This is a genomic window from Agromyces mediolanus (genome assembly GCF_014648575.1).
Taxonomy (GTDB): Bacteria; Actinomycetota; Actinomycetes; order Actinomycetales; family Microbacteriaceae; genus Agromyces; species Agromyces mediolanus.
Genome location: NZ_BMRJ01000003.1, coordinates 73,336 through 88,883 on the forward strand (window position 1 = coordinate 73,336; position 15,548 = coordinate 88,883).

Annotated in this window: 15 protein-coding genes; 7 read left to right on the forward strand and 8 right to left on the reverse strand. The window is 73.4% G+C overall.

The genetic code is table 11. The annotated features are described in order from the left end of the window. Both IEY71_RS14405 and IEY71_RS14410 read right to left on the reverse strand, forming a co-directional pair. Positions 1-1,340 (reverse strand): acetyl-CoA carboxylase biotin carboxylase subunit (locus IEY71_RS14405; RefSeq protein ID WP_373292271.1); only part of this gene is annotated, 1,340 nt, incomplete at its 3' end. Continuing rightward, positions 1,340-2,947: a carboxyl transferase domain-containing protein gene (locus IEY71_RS14410; RefSeq protein WP_189086062.1), complete on the reverse strand. Its 1,608-nt coding sequence runs from the start codon at positions 2,945-2,947 to the stop codon at positions 1,340-1,342. The genes IEY71_RS14410 and IEY71_RS14405, both read right to left, overlap by 1 nt. 254 nt (positions 2,948-3,201) lie before the next feature. Here IEY71_RS14410 and IEY71_RS14415 point away from each other — a divergent pair, with 254 nt between their 5' ends. Together IEY71_RS14415 and IEY71_RS14420 are read left to right on the forward strand one after the other, a co-directional pair. Then, positions 3,202-3,813: a TetR/AcrR family transcriptional regulator gene (locus IEY71_RS14415; RefSeq protein ID WP_189086063.1), complete on the forward strand. Its 612-nt coding sequence runs from the start codon at positions 3,202-3,204 to the stop codon at positions 3,811-3,813. Continuing rightward, on the forward strand, positions 3,792-4,271 hold the full coding sequence (locus IEY71_RS14420; RefSeq protein WP_189086064.1) for a GNAT family N-acetyltransferase: 480 nt from the start codon (positions 3,792-3,794) through the stop codon (positions 4,269-4,271). The genes IEY71_RS14415 and IEY71_RS14420 overlap by 22 nt, the downstream gene beginning before the upstream one ends. A 21-nt stretch (positions 4,272-4,292) precedes the next feature. Here the strand turns inward: IEY71_RS14420 and IEY71_RS14425 are convergent, their stop codons facing one another. From IEY71_RS14425 to pdhA, 4 genes are all read right to left on the reverse strand, one after another. Beyond that, positions 4,293-4,583 (reverse strand): 4a-hydroxytetrahydrobiopterin dehydratase, encoded by a 291-nt coding sequence (locus IEY71_RS14425; RefSeq protein WP_189086065.1) that lies wholly within the window; start codon positions 4,581-4,583, stop codon positions 4,293-4,295. 87 nt (positions 4,584-4,670) lie between these two features. Beyond that, entirely contained in the window at positions 4,671-6,038 is a 1,368-nt protein-coding gene (locus IEY71_RS14430; RefSeq protein WP_189086066.1) for a dihydrolipoamide acetyltransferase family protein, read from the reverse strand. After that, positions 6,035-7,045: an alpha-ketoacid dehydrogenase subunit beta gene (locus tag IEY71_RS14435; RefSeq protein ID WP_189086067.1), complete on the reverse strand. Its 1,011-nt coding sequence runs from the start codon at positions 7,043-7,045 to the stop codon at positions 6,035-6,037. Before IEY71_RS14435 ends, IEY71_RS14430 begins: the two co-directional genes overlap by 4 nt. Next, positions 7,042-8,181 carry a pyruvate dehydrogenase (acetyl-transferring) E1 component subunit alpha gene (gene pdhA / locus IEY71_RS14440; protein WP_189086068.1) on the reverse strand — a complete coding sequence of 380 codons (1,140 nt, stop codon included), beginning with the start codon at positions 8,179-8,181 and terminating at the stop codon, positions 7,042-7,044. The genes IEY71_RS14435 and pdhA overlap by 4 nt, the downstream gene beginning before the upstream one ends. Positions 8,182-8,348: 167 nt before the next feature. Here pdhA and IEY71_RS14445 point away from each other — a divergent pair, with 167 nt between their 5' ends. From IEY71_RS14445 to IEY71_RS14455, 3 genes are all read left to right on the forward strand, one after another. Next, positions 8,349-8,807 (forward strand): Lrp/AsnC family transcriptional regulator, encoded by a 459-nt coding sequence (locus IEY71_RS14445; RefSeq protein ID WP_189086069.1) that lies wholly within the window; start codon positions 8,349-8,351, stop codon positions 8,805-8,807. 115 nt (positions 8,808-8,922) lie between these two features. After that, positions 8,923-9,579 (forward strand): ArsR/SmtB family transcription factor, encoded by a 657-nt coding sequence (locus IEY71_RS14450; RefSeq protein WP_189086070.1) that lies wholly within the window; start codon positions 8,923-8,925, stop codon positions 9,577-9,579. 2 nt (positions 9,580-9,581) lie between these two features. Continuing rightward, positions 9,582-9,794, forward strand: coding sequence for a hypothetical protein (locus IEY71_RS14455; RefSeq protein ID WP_189086071.1), 213 nt, complete (start codon positions 9,582-9,584; stop codon positions 9,792-9,794). A 104-nt stretch (positions 9,795-9,898) separates the two neighbouring features. On the opposite strand, the gene IEY71_RS14460 is transcribed toward IEY71_RS14455, so the two are convergent. Then, on the reverse strand, positions 9,899-12,184 hold the full coding sequence (locus tag IEY71_RS14460; RefSeq protein WP_189086072.1) for a polyribonucleotide nucleotidyltransferase: 2,286 nt from the start codon (positions 12,182-12,184) through the stop codon (positions 9,899-9,901). A 193-nt stretch (positions 12,185-12,377) separates the two neighbouring features. Continuing rightward, positions 12,378-14,435: a glycosyltransferase gene (locus tag IEY71_RS14465; protein WP_229781769.1), complete on the reverse strand. Its 2,058-nt coding sequence runs from the start codon at positions 14,433-14,435 to the stop codon at positions 12,378-12,380. A 212-nt stretch (positions 14,436-14,647) separates the two neighbouring features. On the opposite strand from IEY71_RS14465, the gene IEY71_RS14470 reads away from it, so the two are divergent. Further along, entirely contained in the window at positions 14,648-14,854 is a 207-nt protein-coding gene (locus IEY71_RS14470) for a dodecin family protein (RefSeq protein ID WP_189086073.1), read from the forward strand. 54 nt (positions 14,855-14,908) lie between these two features. Continuing rightward, positions 14,909-15,493 (forward strand): DedA family protein, encoded by a 585-nt coding sequence (locus IEY71_RS14475; protein WP_189086074.1) that lies wholly within the window; start codon positions 14,909-14,911, stop codon positions 15,491-15,493. The last annotated feature ends 55 nt before the right edge of the window (positions 15,494-15,548 follow it).

A 15,548-nucleotide genomic window follows, 5' to 3' on the forward strand; every position in this document is an offset into this window, starting at 1 on the left:
TCGGGATCGTCGAGCAACTCGCCGAGATACTCGAGGTTCGTCTCGACGCCGAGCACGACGGTCTCGTCGATCGCCGCCCGGAGCCGCTCGAGCGCCGTCGCGCGGTCGGGCCCCCAGGCGATGAGCTTCGCGAGCATCGGGTCGTAGTGGGCGGTGATCTCCTGCCCGGCGCGCAGGCCCGCGTCGATGCGGACGCCGTCGCCGCCGGCCGGACGCCAGACGAGCACCGGGCCGGTGGCGGGGAGGAAGCCGTCCGCGGGCCGCTCGGCGTAGAGCCTCGCCTCGATCGCGTGCCCGTCGAGCCGAAGCGCGTCCTGGCTGAGCGCGAGCGGCTCCCCCGCGGCGATGCGCAGCTGCTGCTCGACGAGGTCGACCCCGGTCACCAGCTCGGTGACGGGGTGCTCGACCTGCAGCCGCGTGTTCATCTCGATGAAGAAGAACTCGCCCGGCGCGGCATCCGAGACGAGGAACTCGACCGTGCCGGCGCCGCGGTAGTCGACGCTCCTGGCGGCCTCGCAGGCCGCCAGGCCGATGCGCTCCCGCGTGGCCTCGTCGAGCAGTGCGGACGGCGCCTCCTCGATGACCTTCTGGTGCCGTCGCTGCAACGAGCACTCGCGCTCGCCGAGGTGCACCACCGCGCCGTGCGCGTCGGCGAGCACCTGCACCTCGATGTGCCGGGGCCGCTCGATGAAGCGCTCGAGCAGGAGCGTGTCGTCGCCGAACGCGGCGGACGCGACGCGGCGCGCGGTCGGCAGCGCCTCGGCGAGCTCCCGGCGGTCGCGGGCGAGCTGCATGCCCTTGCCGCCGCCGCCGGCGGACGGCTTCACGAGGATCGGGTAGCCGACGGCCTCGGCGGCGGCGAGCAGGGCCGCGTCGTCGAGCGAGGGGTCGGCGACGCCGGGCACCACGGGGACGCCGCTCGCGGCGACGTGCCGCTTCGCGCGGATCTTGTCGCCCATGACGTCGAGCGCGCGCTCGCCCGGGCCGATGAAGACGAGCCCGGCGTCGGCGCAGGCGCGGGCGAAGCCGGCGTGCTCGGAGAGGAAGCCGTAGCCGGGGTGCACGGCCTCGGCGCCGCTCTCGACCGCCGCGCGCACGAGCCGCTCGGGATCGAGGTAGCTCTCGGCCGCCGGGGCCGGGCCGATGCGCACCGCGCGGTCCGCGAGCCCGACGTGCGGGGCGTCCAGGTCGGCGTCCGAGTACACGGCCACCGCCTCGATGCCGAGCCGCTGCAGGGTGCGGATGACGCGCACGGCGATCTCGCCGCGATTGGCGACGAGCACGCGCTCGAAGGGCCGGGGGCCGGCGGAGCGGCGCAGCTGCTGATCGGTCATCGCCATCACATCCTGAAGAGGCCGAAGCGCGGCTCGGGCAGCGGAGTGCGGCTCGCGAGCTCGAGGGCGAGCGCGAGCACGGTGCGGGTGTCGCCCGGCTCGATGATGCCGTCGTCCCAGAGCCGCGCGGTCGAGTGGTACGGGCTGCCCTGCTCCTCGTACTGCGCGCGGATCGGGGCGCGGAACGCCGCCTCGTCCGACGCCGGCCAGTCCTCGCCGCGCGCGGCGAGCTGCTCGCGCTTCACGGTGGCGAGCACCGAGGAGGCCTGCTCCCCGCCCATGACCGAGATGCGGGCGTTGGGCCACATCCAGAGGAAGCGGGGCGAGTAGGCCCGGCCGCACATCGAGTAGTTGCCCGCGCCGAAGGAGCCGCCGATGACGACGGTGAGCTTCGGCACGCGCGTCGTCGCGACCGCGGTGACCATCTTCGCGCCGTCCTTCGCGATGCCGCCGGCCTCCGCGTCGCGGCCGACCATGAAGCCCGAGATGTTCTGCAGGAACACGAGCGGGATGCCGCGCTGATCGCAGAGCTCGATGAAGTGCGCGCCCTTCAGCGCCGACTCGCTGAACAGCACCCCGTTGTTCGCGACGACGCCGACGGGGTGGCCGTCGAGGTGCGCGAAGCCCGTGACGAGCGTGTCGCCGTACTCCGGCTTGAACTCGGCGAACTCGCTGCCGTCGACGAGGCGGGCGATGACCTCGCGCACGTCGTAGGGCTGCTGCACGTCGACCGGGACGACGCTCGTGAGCCCCGCTGGGTCGACCGCCGGCGGTCGCGGCTCCCGGACGGCCCAGGCCCGCTCGGCGGGCGCCGGCAGCGTCGCGACCATGTCGCGGACGAGTTCGAGCGCGTGCTCGTCGTCTTCGGCGAGGTGGTCGACGACGCCGGAGGTGCGCGCGTGCAGCTCGCCGCCGCCGAGTTCTTCGGGGGTCACGACCTCGCCGATGGCGGCCTTCACGAGGGGCGGGCCGCCGAGGAAGATGGTGCCCTGCCCGCGCACGATGACGGTCTCATCGCTCATCGCGGGCACGTACGCGCCGCCCGCGGTGCAGGAGCCCAGCACGGCGGCGAGCTGCGGGATGCGCAGCGACGACATCGTCGCCTGGTTGAAGAAGATGCGGCCGAAGTGCTCGCGGTCGGGGAACACCTCGTCCTGCATCGGCAGGAACGCCCCGCCGGAGTCGACGAGGGAGATGCAGGGCAGCCGGTGCTCGAGCGCGACCTCCTGCGCCCGGAGGTGCTTCTTCACGGTCATCGGGTAGTAGGTGCCGCCCTTCACGGTGGCGTCGTTGCAGACGACCATGACGGGGCGACCGTGCACGAGGCCGATGCCGGTGATGAGGCCGGCGCCGGGCGAGTCGCCGCCGTACAGCCCCTCGGCGGCGAGGGGCGCGAGCTCGAGGAACGGGCTGCCCTCGTCGAGGAGCCGGGCCACCCGGTCGCGCGGCAGCAGCTTGCCCCGGGCGACGTGGCGCTCGCGGGAGGCCTCGGGCCCGCCGAGGGCGGCGCGCGCGAGCCGCTCGCGCAGTTCGGCGGCGAGCTCGGCGTGACCGGCGGCGTTCGCGATCGCGCGCTCGGATGCCGGGTCGACTGCTGACTGCAACGCGCCCATGTCCGCCTCTCCGTCGTGGCGTGGGGCGGGCACTTCGGTTAATGCCCGCTAACTCGATTTGATGTTAGTGGCGACTAACCGAAACGGCAAGCGCCGCGCTCGCCGCCGGAGGGGATCGAGCCCGCGGGAGGAGGCTCCGGCGCGCAGCCGCCTCCCCCGGTGCCGATGCCCTCCCGCCCGGCAGGCCAGGTTGACCGCTCGAACGGAACCCGGTTAACCTGCACTCACTGAACACCCGACGACGCGGAGCACGGATGACGAGCGGCACCGAGGTCGAGGCCCCCACGCAGCGGAGCCTCCGCAAGGCCGATCGGCGCGCCGCCATCCTCGACGCCGCCGCCGCGCTCTTCGCGGCGCGCGGCTACGCCGGCGTCACCCTCGACGAGCTCGGTGCGGCCGTCGGCGTCTCCGGCCCGGCCGTCTACCGGCACTTCCCCGGCAAGGGCGCGGTGCTCGCCGCCATCCTCGTCGACGCGAGCCGGGCGCTCCTCGACGGAGCCGAGCGCGTGCTCGCCGTCGATGCGACCCCGGAGGCGGCGCTGCGCGCCCTCATCCGCTTCCACGTCGAGTTCGCCGTCGGCGACGCCGACGTCATCGCCGTGCAGGAGCGCGAGGTCACCCAGCTCGACCCCGCCGCGCGGCACGAGATGCGCACCCTCCAGCGCAGATACGTCGAACACTGGGTCGGCGTGCTCGATCGACTCCGGCCGGATCTGGCCGAAGAGGAGCTCAGGGTCAGGGCACACGCCGCCTTCGGCCTCATGAACTCCACTCCGCACAGCGCCCGCACCCCTGGGCGCCGACCCGCCGCGACCACCATCCGCGGCATTCTGGAGGAAATGACATGGGCGAGCCTCATGTCGTGACGCTGCGCCCCACCCGCGCCGCCGATCTCGACGCACTGTTCCGCTTCCACCACGACGAGACCGCCGTCCACCAGGCCGCGTTCGCGCCGGGCGACGACGACCGTCCCGCGTTCGACGCCCGCTGGGCCGAGCGCCTCGCCGATCCCGAGCTCACCACCCGCACCGTGCGCGCCGACGGCCGCATCGTCGGCGACGTGGAGGTGCGCCGCGAGCACGGCGTCGCCGTGCTCGACTCCTGGATCGACCCGGACCACTGGGGCCTCGGCATCGCCACCCGCGCCCTGCGCCTCCTGCTCGACGGGCTGCCGGAGCGCCCCGTGCGCGCCAGGGTCGCGGCCGACAACCGGGGCTCCCGCGCCGTGCTCGCGAAGCTCGGCTTCGCGGAGGTCGCCCGCGAACTCGTCTACGCGCCCGCCCGCGGCGGCGAGACGGAGCGTCTTGTCTACGAGCTCGACTGAGGCCGGCGCCTCTGGGCGCCGCTACTCGCTCGCGAGCGCGTGGATGCGTTGCGCGAGCTCGACGTCGCGCCGGGTCACCCCGCCGACGTCGTGCGAGCGCAGTTCGAAGGTGATCGATCCCCAGCGCACGTGCACGTCCGGATGGTGCGCGAGCTCGTCGGCGACGACCGCGACGCGGTCGAGGAAACGCACCCCGGCCGAGAAGTCGCCGGTCTCGTAGCTCGCGACGAGGTGGTCCACGGCGTGCTCGAACGGCGTGCCGGCGAGCGCCGCGGCCGTGTCCTCCGCGAGCAGCAGTGTGCGGTCGTCCATCCGTTCGCCCCCGTCCCGGGCCGCCCGCGCGGCCCTGCGGGCGAGGCTACGCCGCGGGGGACGGCGCCGCCATCCCCCGCGGCCCGCTCACATCGTGAGGGCGAGCCCCGGCTCCCGCAGCACCCGGCCGACGTCGCCGAGGAAGCGCGAGCCCTGCTCGCCGTCCACGAGTCGGTGATCGAAGGAGAGCGAGAGGGTCATCACCTCGCGCAGCGCGATCTCGCCGCGGTGCTCCCACGGCAGCCGGCGCACTTGGCCGGTCGCGAGGATCGCGGCCTCCCCCGGGTTCAGGATCGGCGTGCCCGCGTCGATCCCGAAGACGCCGATGTTCGTGATCGACATCGTGCCGCCGGACAGCTCGGCCGGGCTCGTGCGCCCCGCGCGCGCCGTCTCGGCGAGCGCGCCGATCGCGTCGGCCAGCTCGACGAGGGTCATCCGCTCGGCGCCGGGGATCACCGGCACCACGAGCCCGCGATCCGTCGCCGCGGCGATGCCGAGGTTCACGCCCGCGAACTGCACGATCTCCTGCGCCTCCTCGTCCCAGCGCGCGTTGACCTCCGGGGTGCGCGCCGCAGCGAGGCAGACCGCCTTCGCGACGACGGCGAGCGGAGTGATCCGGTGCCCGGCGAAGGCGCGATCTTCGCGCAGCCCGCGCAGGAGCTCCATCGTCGCGGTCACGTCGACGGTGAGGAACTCGGTCACGTGCGGCGCGGTGAAGGCGCTGCGCACCATCGCGGCGGCCGTGTGCTTGCGGACGCCGCGGATCGGGATGCGGGTCTCGGCCGGTCGTTCCCCCGCGGCCGGTCGGGGCGCCGTCGCTGCGGCGGCGGACGGCGCCTGGACGGCGTTCGCCGCGCGTTCGACGTCGTCGCGCGTGATCAGCCCGCGCTCCCCGGTGCCCTCGATCGCGTCGAGCTCGACCCCGAGCTCGCGCGCCAGCCGGCGCACCGGCGGGGTCGAGCGGGGCCGCTCGCCGCGCCGCGAAGCCTCGGTGCCGAACGTCGCAGCGGATGCCTCGCCGGCACCGGCTCCCGACGCCCCGCTGCCGGGCGACGCGGCGCGCTGGCGACGCCGCGGTCCGCGATCGGCCGCGGCGCCGTAGCCGACGAGCGTCGGCTCGCGCTTCGGCTCGGCCTGCGCGTCGGCTTCTGGCCCGGCGCTGCCCGAGGCATCCGCGCCGCCTTCGTCCGAGCCGCCGGCGGGCGCGCCGTCGCCCGTCTCGCAGGAGAACAGCGGCGCGCCGACCTCGACGGTCTCACCGGGTTCGGCGTGCAGGGCCGTGATCACCCCGGCGAAGGGCGACGGCAGCTCGACGACGGCCTTCGCCGTCTCGACGTCGGCGACGATCTGGTTGAGCTCGATGCGGTCGCCGACCGACACACGCCAGGCGACGAGCTCCGACTCCGTGAGCCCCTCGCCGAGATCCGGCAGCGCGAACGCGCGCACCCCGCTCACGCCTCGACCCCCGAGAGCGAGTTGGCGCGGCCGAGCACGCGGTCGACGCCGTCGAGGATGCGGTCGAGGTCCGGCAGGTGGTGCTGCTCGAGCTTCGCGGGCGGGTACGGGATATCGTGGCCCGTGACGCGCACCGGCGCGTGCTCGAGGTAGTCGAAGCAGCGCTCGGTGAGGCTCGCCGCGATCTCGGCGCCGACGCCGCCCTGCTGGCCCGCCTCGTGCGCGACGACGAGCCGGCCGGTGCGCCGCACGGAGGCCTCGAGGGTCGGATAGTCCACCGGCGCCAGAGACCGCAGATCGATGACCTCGATGGAGACCCCGTCCTCGGCCGCGGCGACCGCGGCATCCTTCGCGGTCTGCACGAGCGCGCCGTAGGTGACGAGCGTCACGTCGTCGCCCGGTGCGACGACCGTCGCGATGCCCATCGGCTTCGCGTCGGCGAGACTCGCCGCCTCGTCGACCTCCCCCTTCGCGTGGTAGCGCCGTTTGGGCTCGAAGAAGAGCACCGGATCGTCGCTCGCGATCGCCTGCTGGATCATGACGTGCGCGTCCGCCGGGTTCGAGCAGACGACGACGCGGAGCCCCGCGGTGTGCGCGAAGTAGGCCTCTGGCGACTCGGAGTGGTGCTCGGCCGCGCCGATGCCGCCGCCGAAGGGCACCCGGATCGTGATCGGGACCTTCACGGTGCCGCGGGAGCGGTAGTGCAGCTTCGCCGCCTGCGCGACGATCTGATCGAAGCCGGGATAGATGAAGCCGTCGAACTGGATCTCGACGACGGGTCGGAAGCCGCGGTAGGCGAGCCCGACCGCCGTGCCGATGAGCCCAGCCTCCGACAGCGGCGAGTCGACCACGCGCTCGCGGCCGAACTCGGCCTGCAGCCCGTCGGTGATGCGGAAGACGCCCCCGAGGGTGCCGATGTCCTCGCCCAGGAGGACGACGCGAGGGTCGGCGGCGAGGGCGTTGCGCAGGCCCCGGTTTAGGGCCTTGCCGAGGGTGAGGGTGGTCATCGTCCGGCTCCGTTCTCGTCGGATGCCTCGTCGGCGAAGAGCGCGAGGTACCGCGCGTAGTGCTCGCGCTGGCGGGCGACGTGGCTGTTCGGCTCCGCGTAGACGTGCTCGAACACGCTGAGGGCGGGCGGGTCGGCGAGGCCGAGGCAGGCGGCCCGGAGCTCGGCGGCTGCGGCATCCGCCGCCTCGGCCGTCTCGCGCTCGAGCCCGGCGACGTCCACCCCGAGCCCCTCGAGGAGGGCGAGCAGGCGGGCGATAGGATCGCGCTCCCGCCAGGCGGCCAGCTCCGCCTCGTCGCGGTAGCGGCTGGGGTCGTCGGCGGTGGTATGCGGGCCCATGCGGTAGGTGACGGCCTCGATGAGGCTCGGCCCGTCCCCGCGACGGGCGCGTTCGAGCGCCATGCGGGTCACAGCGAGCACCGCGAGCACGTCGTTGCCGTCGACCCGGATGCCGGGCATCGCGAAGCCGTCGGCGCGGCGGGCGAGCTCCTGCTTCGACTGCAGCCCGACCGGCTCGGAGATCGCCCACTGGTTGTTCTGGCAGAAGAAGACGACGGGCGCCTCGAAGCTCGAGGCGAAGACGAACGCCTCGTTGACGTCGCCCTCGCTCGTGGCGCCGTCGCCGAAGTAGGCGATGGCCGCGGCGTCGGAGTGGTCCCAGCGCACCCCCATGGCGTAGCCGGTCGCGTGCAGCGCTTGCGCGCCGATGATGATCTGCGGCACGGCGACGCGGTGCGCGGCCGGGTCCCAGCCGGACGACGCGGTGCCGCGCCAGGTGGTCACGAGCCCCTCCGCGGGGACGCCGCGGGCCCAGGCGACGGCGAGCTCCCGGTAGCTCGTGAAGGCGAAGTCGTCGTCGCGCAGGGCGCGCACGGAGCCGATCTGCGCGGCCTCCTGCCCGGCGAGCGGCGGCCAGAGCCCGAGCTCGCCCTGGCGCTGCAGCGCGACCCCCTCGGCGTCGAGCCGGCGGACGATGACCATGTCGCGGTAGAGCCGGCCGAGGGCCGCGGCGTCGACGTCGGCGACCCAGGGGTCGAACTCGGCGTCGTGGCGCCGGGTCCCCGTCTCGTCGACGAGCTGCACGAACGACTCGGGCCTCGTCAAGAGCCCGGTCGCATCACGGTCGGAAAGGGTCATCGTCGATCCTCCTGGTTCGGCGGAGCGCTTCGTGGGCACTCCGACTCGCCGGCCACGTCGCCGGATACGCCGAGAGTACGTCGGAAGGTCACACAGCTCAAGCATTGCCGGATTCATTGAGCATGTTGCCAAGCGCGCGGGGCTCGAACCTCGCTACACTGCGCAGCATGAGCACTCTCGACCAGCTCGATCGAGCCCTCCTCGCCGCACTCGCCGCCGACCACCGCGCGACCGTCGTCGCCCTCGCGGAGCGCCTGGGCCTCAGCCGCAACACGGTGCAGGCCAGGCTCGCCCGGCTCGAGGCATCCGGCGCCTTCGCCTCCTTCGAGCGGGCGATCGATCCGGCGCCGCTCGGCTACCCGCTCGAGGCCTTCGTCTCGGTGCACGTGCGGCAGAAGCAGCTCGGCGAGGTCGTCGCGCGTGTGGCGGAGATCCCCGAGGTCCTGCAGGCACACGGGCTCTCCGGCTCGGTCGACCTCCTCGTGCGCGTCGTCTGCCGCGACGCCCACGATCTCTTCCGCATCGACGGCGAGATCCTCGCGATCGACGGGGTGGAGCGCACCGAGACCTCGCTCTCGATGGGCGAGCTCATCCCCTATCGCCTCGGGCCGCTGCTCGACCGTTAGCCGCGCGACGCCGGCGCGCATCCGCCCTCGCGGGCGATCACCAAGAAACCGTTGCAAACAAATGCTTGCAAACAAACACTTGCAAAATTTTCTTTGCAACGGTATCTTTGCACTCATGAGCGAGACGACTCCGAGGCACATCGAAGCCCAGCCGAGCAGCACCCGGCATCCCGGCATCGACCACGTGCTGTCGACGACGGCGCTGAAGTCGCTCGGGCACCCGCTGCGCATCCGCATCTACGACGAGCTGTCCTCCTACGGACCGCTCACCGCGAGCGGCCTCGGCGAACGCCTGAGCGAGTCGAGCGGGTCCATGAGCTACCACCTCCGCCAGCTCGAGCGCGCCGGCCTCGTCCGCGAGGACACGAGCCGCGGCACCGGCCGCGAACGCTGGTGGGAGCGCACGCCCGGCTCGGTCGCCGTGCCCGACCCGCAGGACCTGCCCCCGGGCAGCGCCGAGCGGCTGGCCGCGAAGCTCGTCGAAGACGAGTGGCTCACGATCCGCGACCGCAACTACCGGGACTTCGTCGCCGACGGCCCGCACGTCTTCGGCAAGGAATGGCTCGAGGTCGCGACGAGCGACACGATCAACCTCCGCCTCACCGTCGAGCAGCTCGCCGAGCTCGTCGCCGAGATCGACGCGGTGTTCCTGAAGTTCGGCGAGCGGTACAAGCGCACGCCCACCCCGGGCTCCATGCCCGTGCAGATCCACCTCAACGCCTTCCCGCTCGTGCGCGGCGAGGCCACCCAGGACGACACTCGGAAGGAGTGATCATGACCACCGCCACCCTCTCCCCCGGCGCCGGCCGACTCGCCGGCCTCGCCGTCCGCAGCGGCCTCGGCCTTGCGAGCTGGGGCCTGCGTCGCGCCAGCCGACGCACGGATCGCGAGCAGCTGCTCGGCCGGGCCGAGGCCCGGGCCGCGGCCGAGCGCGCCCTCGCCGAGCGCGACGAGCTGTTCCGCAGCGCGGGCTACCTCCCGCTCTGAGCATGGGGCCGGCGCTGCGCGTCGGCCGTCGCGGCCCGCAAAACGACGGATGCCCCGCCCGAACGAATCGGGCGGGGCATCCGCGTGTCAGGCGGGAACCGCGGTCACTCGACCTCGGAGCCCTCGGCCGGAGCGTCGGTGTGCTCGCCGGTGGCGGCACGACCCTCGACGTCGGCGTCCTCCTGCAGGACCGGGGCGAGCGAGAGCTTGCCGCGGTCGTCGATCTTGGTGATCTCGACGAGCAGCTTCTGCCCGACGCCCAGCACGTCCTCGACGTTCTCGACGCGCTTGCCGCCGGCGAGCTTGCGCACCTCGGAGATGTGCAGCAGGCCGTCCTTGCCCGGCAGCAGCGACACGAAGGCGCCGAAGGTGGCGATCTTCACGACGGTGCCGAGGAACTGCTCGCCGACCTCCGGGTTCGTGGGGTTCGCGATCGCGTTCACCTGGGCGCGGGCCGCCTCGGCCGAGGGGCCGTCGGTGGCGCCGATGTAGACGGTGCCGTCCTCCTCGATGGAGATGTCGGCGCCGGTCTCGTCCTGGATCGCGTTGATCGTCTTGCCCTTCGGCCCGATCAGCTCGCCGATCTTGTCGACCGGGATCTGCACGCTGATGACGCGCGGAGCGGTCGGAGCCATCTCGTCCGGGCCGTCGATCGCCGCGTTGAGCACGGCGAGGATGGTGGTGCGAGCCTCCTTGGCCTGGGTCAGCGCGCCGGCGAGCACCGAGGCGGGGATGCCGTCGAGCTTCGTGTCGAGCTGGATGGCCGTGACGAACTCGCTTGTGCCAGCGACCTTGAAGTCCATGTCGCCGAGCGCGTCCTCGGCACCGAGGATGTCGGTGAGCGCCGCGTAGCGGGTCTCACCGTTCACGGTGTCGGAGATGAGGCCCATGGCGATGCCGGCGACCGGGGCGCGCAGCGGCACACCGGCGTTCAGCAGCGAGAGGGTCGAGGCGCAGACGGAGCCCATCGAGGTCGAGCCGTTGGAGCCGAGAGCCTCGGACACCTGACGGATCGCGTAGGGGAACTCCTCGCGCGTGGGCAGCACCGGCACGAGCGCGCGCTCGGCGAGTGCGCCGTGCCCGATCTCGCGACGCTTCGGCGACCCGACGCGGCCGGTCTCACCGGTCGAGTAGGGCGGGAAGTTGTAGTTGTGCATGTAGCGCTTCTTGGTGACCGGGCTCAGCGAGTCGATCTGCTGCTCGAGCTTCAGCATGTTCAGCGTGGTGACGCCCAGGATCTGGGTCTCGCCGCGCTGGAAGATGGCCGAGCCGTGCACGCGGGGCACGACCTGCACCTCGGCGTCGAGCGGGCGGATGTCGGCGAGGCCGCGGCCGTCGATGCGGACGCCCTCCTCGAGCACGCGCGTGCGCATGACCTTCTTGGTGACCGACTTGTAGGCCGCGGAGACCTCGGCGTTGGCCGACTCGGGCAGCTCGCCCGCCTCGACCTTGGCCGCGACGTGCTCCTTGACGCGCGCCTTGAGGGCGTCGTCGGCGTCCTGGCGCTCGACCTTGCCGGCGATCTGGTAGACGTCCTTGAGCTCGGCGGCGGCGAACGCCTCGACGACCTCCTTGACCTCAGGCTGGTACGGCGGGAACGTCGGGTAGTCGGCGACGGGCTTCGCCGCGGTCTTCGCGACCTGCTGCTGCGCCTCGACGAGCTGCTTGATGAAGGGCTTCGAGGCCTCGATGCCCTGCGCGATGACGGTCTCGTCGGGCTTGACGGCGCCGCCCTGGATGAGGTTCCACGCGTTGTCGGTCGCCTCGGCCTCGATCATCATGATCGCGACGTCCTCGGAGCCGTCGGTCTCGGTCACGACGCGGCCCGCGACGACCATGCTGAACACGGCCTCCTCGAGCTGGCCGTGCTTCGGGAACGCCACCCACTGGCCGTCGATGAGCGCGACGCGGACGCCGGCGACCGGGCCGGAGAACGGCAGGCCGGACAGCTGCGTCGAGAGCGACGCGGCGTTGATGGCGAGCACGTCGTAGAGCTCGTCGGGCTCGATGGCGAGGACGGTCACGACGACCTGGACCTCGTTGCGCAGGCCCTCGACGAAGGAGGGGCGGAGCGGGCGGTCGATGAGGCGGCAGGTGAGGATCGCCTCGGTCGAGGGGCGGCCCTCGCGGCGGAAGAACGAGCCGGGGATGCGGCCCGCGGCGTACATGCGCTCCTCGACGTCGATCGTGAGCGGGAAGAAGTCGAAGTGATCCTTCGGCTGCTTCGAGACGCTCGTCGCCGAGAGCAGCATGGTCTCTTCGTCGATGTAGGCGACCGCGGAGCCCTGCGCCTGCTGGGCGAGGCGTCCGGTCTCGAAGCGGATGGTGCGGGTGCCGAACTTGCCGTTGTCGATGACGGTCTCGGCGAACGTGATTTCAGGACCTTCCAAGAGGTCTCTCTCCTTTGTTTCCCGTCGCACCCCGTGTGGGCGCGACTGCATACGAAGGAGCAGGAACAGGCAATACGAATCGCATCAGGACGATGCGCTCACGCTGGCCACCAGTAGAAGTCCACCGAATCGAGTCGGTAAGCCACCACAGGGGACCAGCTTCCTGCCGGCCTGCTCCGAAGGTGCTCGGTGTTCAGTTGCGGTTCGCGGCCCGCTGCGAGGCAGAGCTGCGAGGCGGTGACCACTCGGGCGACCGCTTCGACTCTAGCAGAGGGGTCCCGGTCGGAGCCGGAATCCGGAGCAGGGCGAGTTCGGGACGCTTCGGCGAGCGGCCCTCCCCCGCGGTCCGTCCGCGCAGCCGGCGGACCACCCACGGCAGCACGTGCACCGCCATCCAGGCGGGCCCGGAGACGCGCGTCGCATGCGCGCCGTCGTGCAGCGCGAGTTCGAGGTCGGCGAGGACCGCGGCGTCCGGGATGCCGAGCGCGCGCGCCGCGGCGTAGGCCAGCGTGCGGTGGCCGGCGGGGTTCAGGTGCACCCGGTCGGCCGCCCAACTGGAGCGGGCCCGCAGCTCGGGCGCGTGCTCGACGTCGACCAGCACGGCGCCGTGCTCCGCGGCGAGCGCGCGGAGTCGCTCGTCGAAGCGGGCGAAGCGGGCCCGGAGGCCGCGCACCTCCCAGCGCTCGGGCAGGAACGGGGTGACGACGAGCACCCGGCATCCGGCGTCGGCGGCCGCGCGGAGGCCGTCCCCGAGCCGATCCGCGAGCGCGACCGGATCCGCACCGCGCTGCACGAGGTCGTTGCTCCCGACGAAGACGCCGACGAGCTCCGCGCCGAGCGCGAGCGCCGCGGGCAGCTGCTCGTCGACCACGTCGCGGATCCGGCGGCTGCGCACCGCGAGATTCGCGTACTCGACCCCGGGCCCCGGCCGGCTCATCGCGAGCAGCATGGCGAGCCGGTCGGCCCAGCCGCGGTACTCGCCCGGGGCGGTGCGCGAATCGTCGCAGAGTCCCTCGGTGAGCGAGTCGCCGACCGCGACGAAGCGGAGCGGCGCACCGGCGGCGCGGGCCGGGACCGGCTCGGCGGGGCTCGGGACCGTGCACGCCGGCGCCGCCGGGGGTTCGACCTGGGCGAGCCCGGCGGCGCGCGCCCTGGCGTCGCGGTAGTGGCCGAGCAGCTCCTCGCAGAGCACGTCCCAGCCGCGGCCCTCGACGCCGCGGCGGGCCGCCCGGCCGAACGCGCGACGCTTCGCGGCATCCCCCGCGAGGTCGGCGACGCGCGCGGCGAACTCGTCGAGGTCCCCCGGGCGGTAGAGCCAGCCGTCGACGCTCTGCCGGACGAGGTCGAGCGGGCCGCCGGCACCGGTGGCGACGACGGGGACGCCGCTCGCGTGCGCCTCCTGCACGGTCTGGCAGAACGTCTCGCTCTCCCCCGGGTGCACGAAGACGTCGAAGCTCGCGAGCGTCGTCGCGAGCTCCTCGCCGCCGAGGAACCCGGTGAAGACCGCGTCCGGCAGCAGCGCTTCGAGCTCGTCGCGGGAGGGGCCGTCGCCGACGACGACGAGCCGGATGCCGGGCACGCCGCGGAGCGCCAGCAGGTCCTCGACCTGCTTCTCCGGCGCGAGCCGGCCGACGTAGCCCACGACGACCTCGCCGCCGGGTGCGATCCGCCGCCGCCAGGCCTCGTCGCGCCGACCCGGTCGGAAGCGCTCGAGGTCGACGCCGCGACGCCACAGCCGGGTCCCGGAGACGCCGAGCGCGTCGAGCCGGTCGAGCGCCGAGCTCGAGGGCGCGAGCGTGAGCGTCGCCCGGCCGTGCAGCCGCGCAACGTGCCGCTCGAGCGCCGGCGCCGCGGCCGGGACCCCGTACCGGGCGGCGTAGGCCGGGACATCCGTCTGGTAGACCGCGACGCTCGGCGCCCCGATCGCCTCGGCGGCGCGCACGCCCTGCCATCCCAGCACGAACGGCGAGGCGAGGTGCACGACGTCGGGCGAGAACTCGGCGAGCGCGGCGGTGAGCCGGCGGAGACCGGGCACCGCGATCCGCACCTGCGGATAGCGCGGCAGCGGCGTCGACGGCAGCTGCACGAGGCGCGCCCCGCGGAGTGCCGCCTCGTCGACGCGGCCGGCGCGCGGCGCGATGACGAGGGCCTCGTGCCCCGCGCGCTCCAGGTGCCCCAGCACCTGGAGGAGCGAGTGGGTGACCCCGTTCATGTGCGGGAGGAACGATTCGGCGAGGATCGCGACCTTCACGACACCAGGGTGCCCCGGCCGTGGCGGCGCACAGCGCGAAAGCGGGCCAGGGCACCGAGGATTCACCGTCGCGTCGGCGAGCGTTCGCCGCCCGGTCGCGGACCCGTCGCCGGACGGACGGCGCTCGGGCCTTGCCGCCGCGCCGGGAGCGGCGTTGCATGGCAGCGCGGCGCCGCAGCCGGGGCACCGCTCCATCGATCGAGGAGGACCTCATGGCATCCGTCGCCCGCGTGACCACCATCACCGCCCGCTCCGAGCAGAGTTTCGACGACGCGATCTCCGTGGGCGTCGCCCGGGCGTCCGAGACGCTGCGCAACGTCTCCGGAGCCTGGGTGAAGGAGCAGAAGATCGAGGCGAGCGACGGGGTGATCACCGGCTGGTCGGTCACGCTCGAAGTGACCTTCGTGCTCGACGACTGACGGCGCTCGCCGGCCGGCCACCCGCCGTTCACCCCGCCCGGATAGCAAGGCGGGGTGTCAGCCGACGCCCTCGCCCAGCTCGCCGCCTCGCCGTGGCTGCTGCCCGCGCTCTTCGCGCTCGTCGTCGGCGACGCCTTTCTCGTGGTGCTGCCGAGCGAGACCCTCGTGGTCGCGCTGGGGGCGCTCGCGGCGACCACGGGGCATCCGAACCCGCTCCTCGTGATCCCGGTCGCCGCGCTCGGCGCCGTCCTCGGCGACCTCGCCTGCTACGGGATCGGCCGCGCGGGCGGTCTCGAGCGCTGGGCGTGGCAGCGGAAGCCGCGGGTCGCCGCCGCGATCGAGCGGGTGCGGCGCACCGTCGGCCGGCGCACCGCGGTGCTCGTGTTCACCGCCCGCTACATCCCGTTCGCCCGCATCGCCGTGAACCTCGCCGCCGGCGCCGTGCGGATCCCGCTCGGCCGGTACCTGCCGCTCTCGGCGGCCGCGGGGCTCGCGTGGGCGGTCTTCAACACGGCGATGGGGGCGGTCGTCGGCGCGGCGTTCGCGGACCAGCCGCTGCTCGCCCTCGCGATCTCGGTCCCCGTCGCGATCCTCGCGGGCCTCGCCATCGACGCGCTCGTCCGCCGCTTCGCCCCCTGAACCCCCTTCGCCCCCTGAAACGCCGAGTTGCCCGACTTTCATGAAAGTCGGGCAA

Excerpts from the sequence above, each read along its gene's own strand:
- IEY71_RS14410 (WP_189086062.1), bottom strand. The coding sequence starts at position 2,947 with ATGGGCGCGTTGCAGTCAGCAGTCGACCCGGCATCCGAGCGCGCGATC.
- IEY71_RS14415 (WP_189086063.1), top strand. The coding sequence starts at position 3,202 with ATGACGAGCGGCACCGAGGTCGAGGCCCCCACGCAGCGGAGCCTCCGC.
- IEY71_RS14420 (WP_189086064.1), top strand. The coding sequence starts at position 3,792 with ATGGGCGAGCCTCATGTCGTGACGCTGCGCCCCACCCGCGCCGCCGAT.
- IEY71_RS14425 (WP_189086065.1), bottom strand. The coding sequence starts at position 4,583 with ATGGACGACCGCACACTGCTGCTCGCGGAGGACACGGCCGCGGCGCTC.
- IEY71_RS14435 (WP_189086067.1), bottom strand. The coding sequence starts at position 7,045 with ATGACCACCCTCACCCTCGGCAAGGCCCTAAACCGGGGCCTGCGCAAC.
- pdhA (WP_189086068.1), bottom strand. The coding sequence starts at position 8,181 with ATGACCCTTTCCGACCGTGATGCGACCGGGCTCTTGACGAGGCCCGAG.
- IEY71_RS14445 (WP_189086069.1), top strand. The coding sequence starts at position 8,349 with ATGAGCACTCTCGACCAGCTCGATCGAGCCCTCCTCGCCGCACTCGCC.
- IEY71_RS14450 (WP_189086070.1), top strand. The coding sequence starts at position 8,923 with ATGAGCGAGACGACTCCGAGGCACATCGAAGCCCAGCCGAGCAGCACC.
- IEY71_RS14455 (WP_189086071.1), top strand. The coding sequence starts at position 9,582 with ATGACCACCGCCACCCTCTCCCCCGGCGCCGGCCGACTCGCCGGCCTC.
- IEY71_RS14470 (WP_189086073.1), top strand. The coding sequence starts at position 14,648 with ATGGCATCCGTCGCCCGCGTGACCACCATCACCGCCCGCTCCGAGCAG.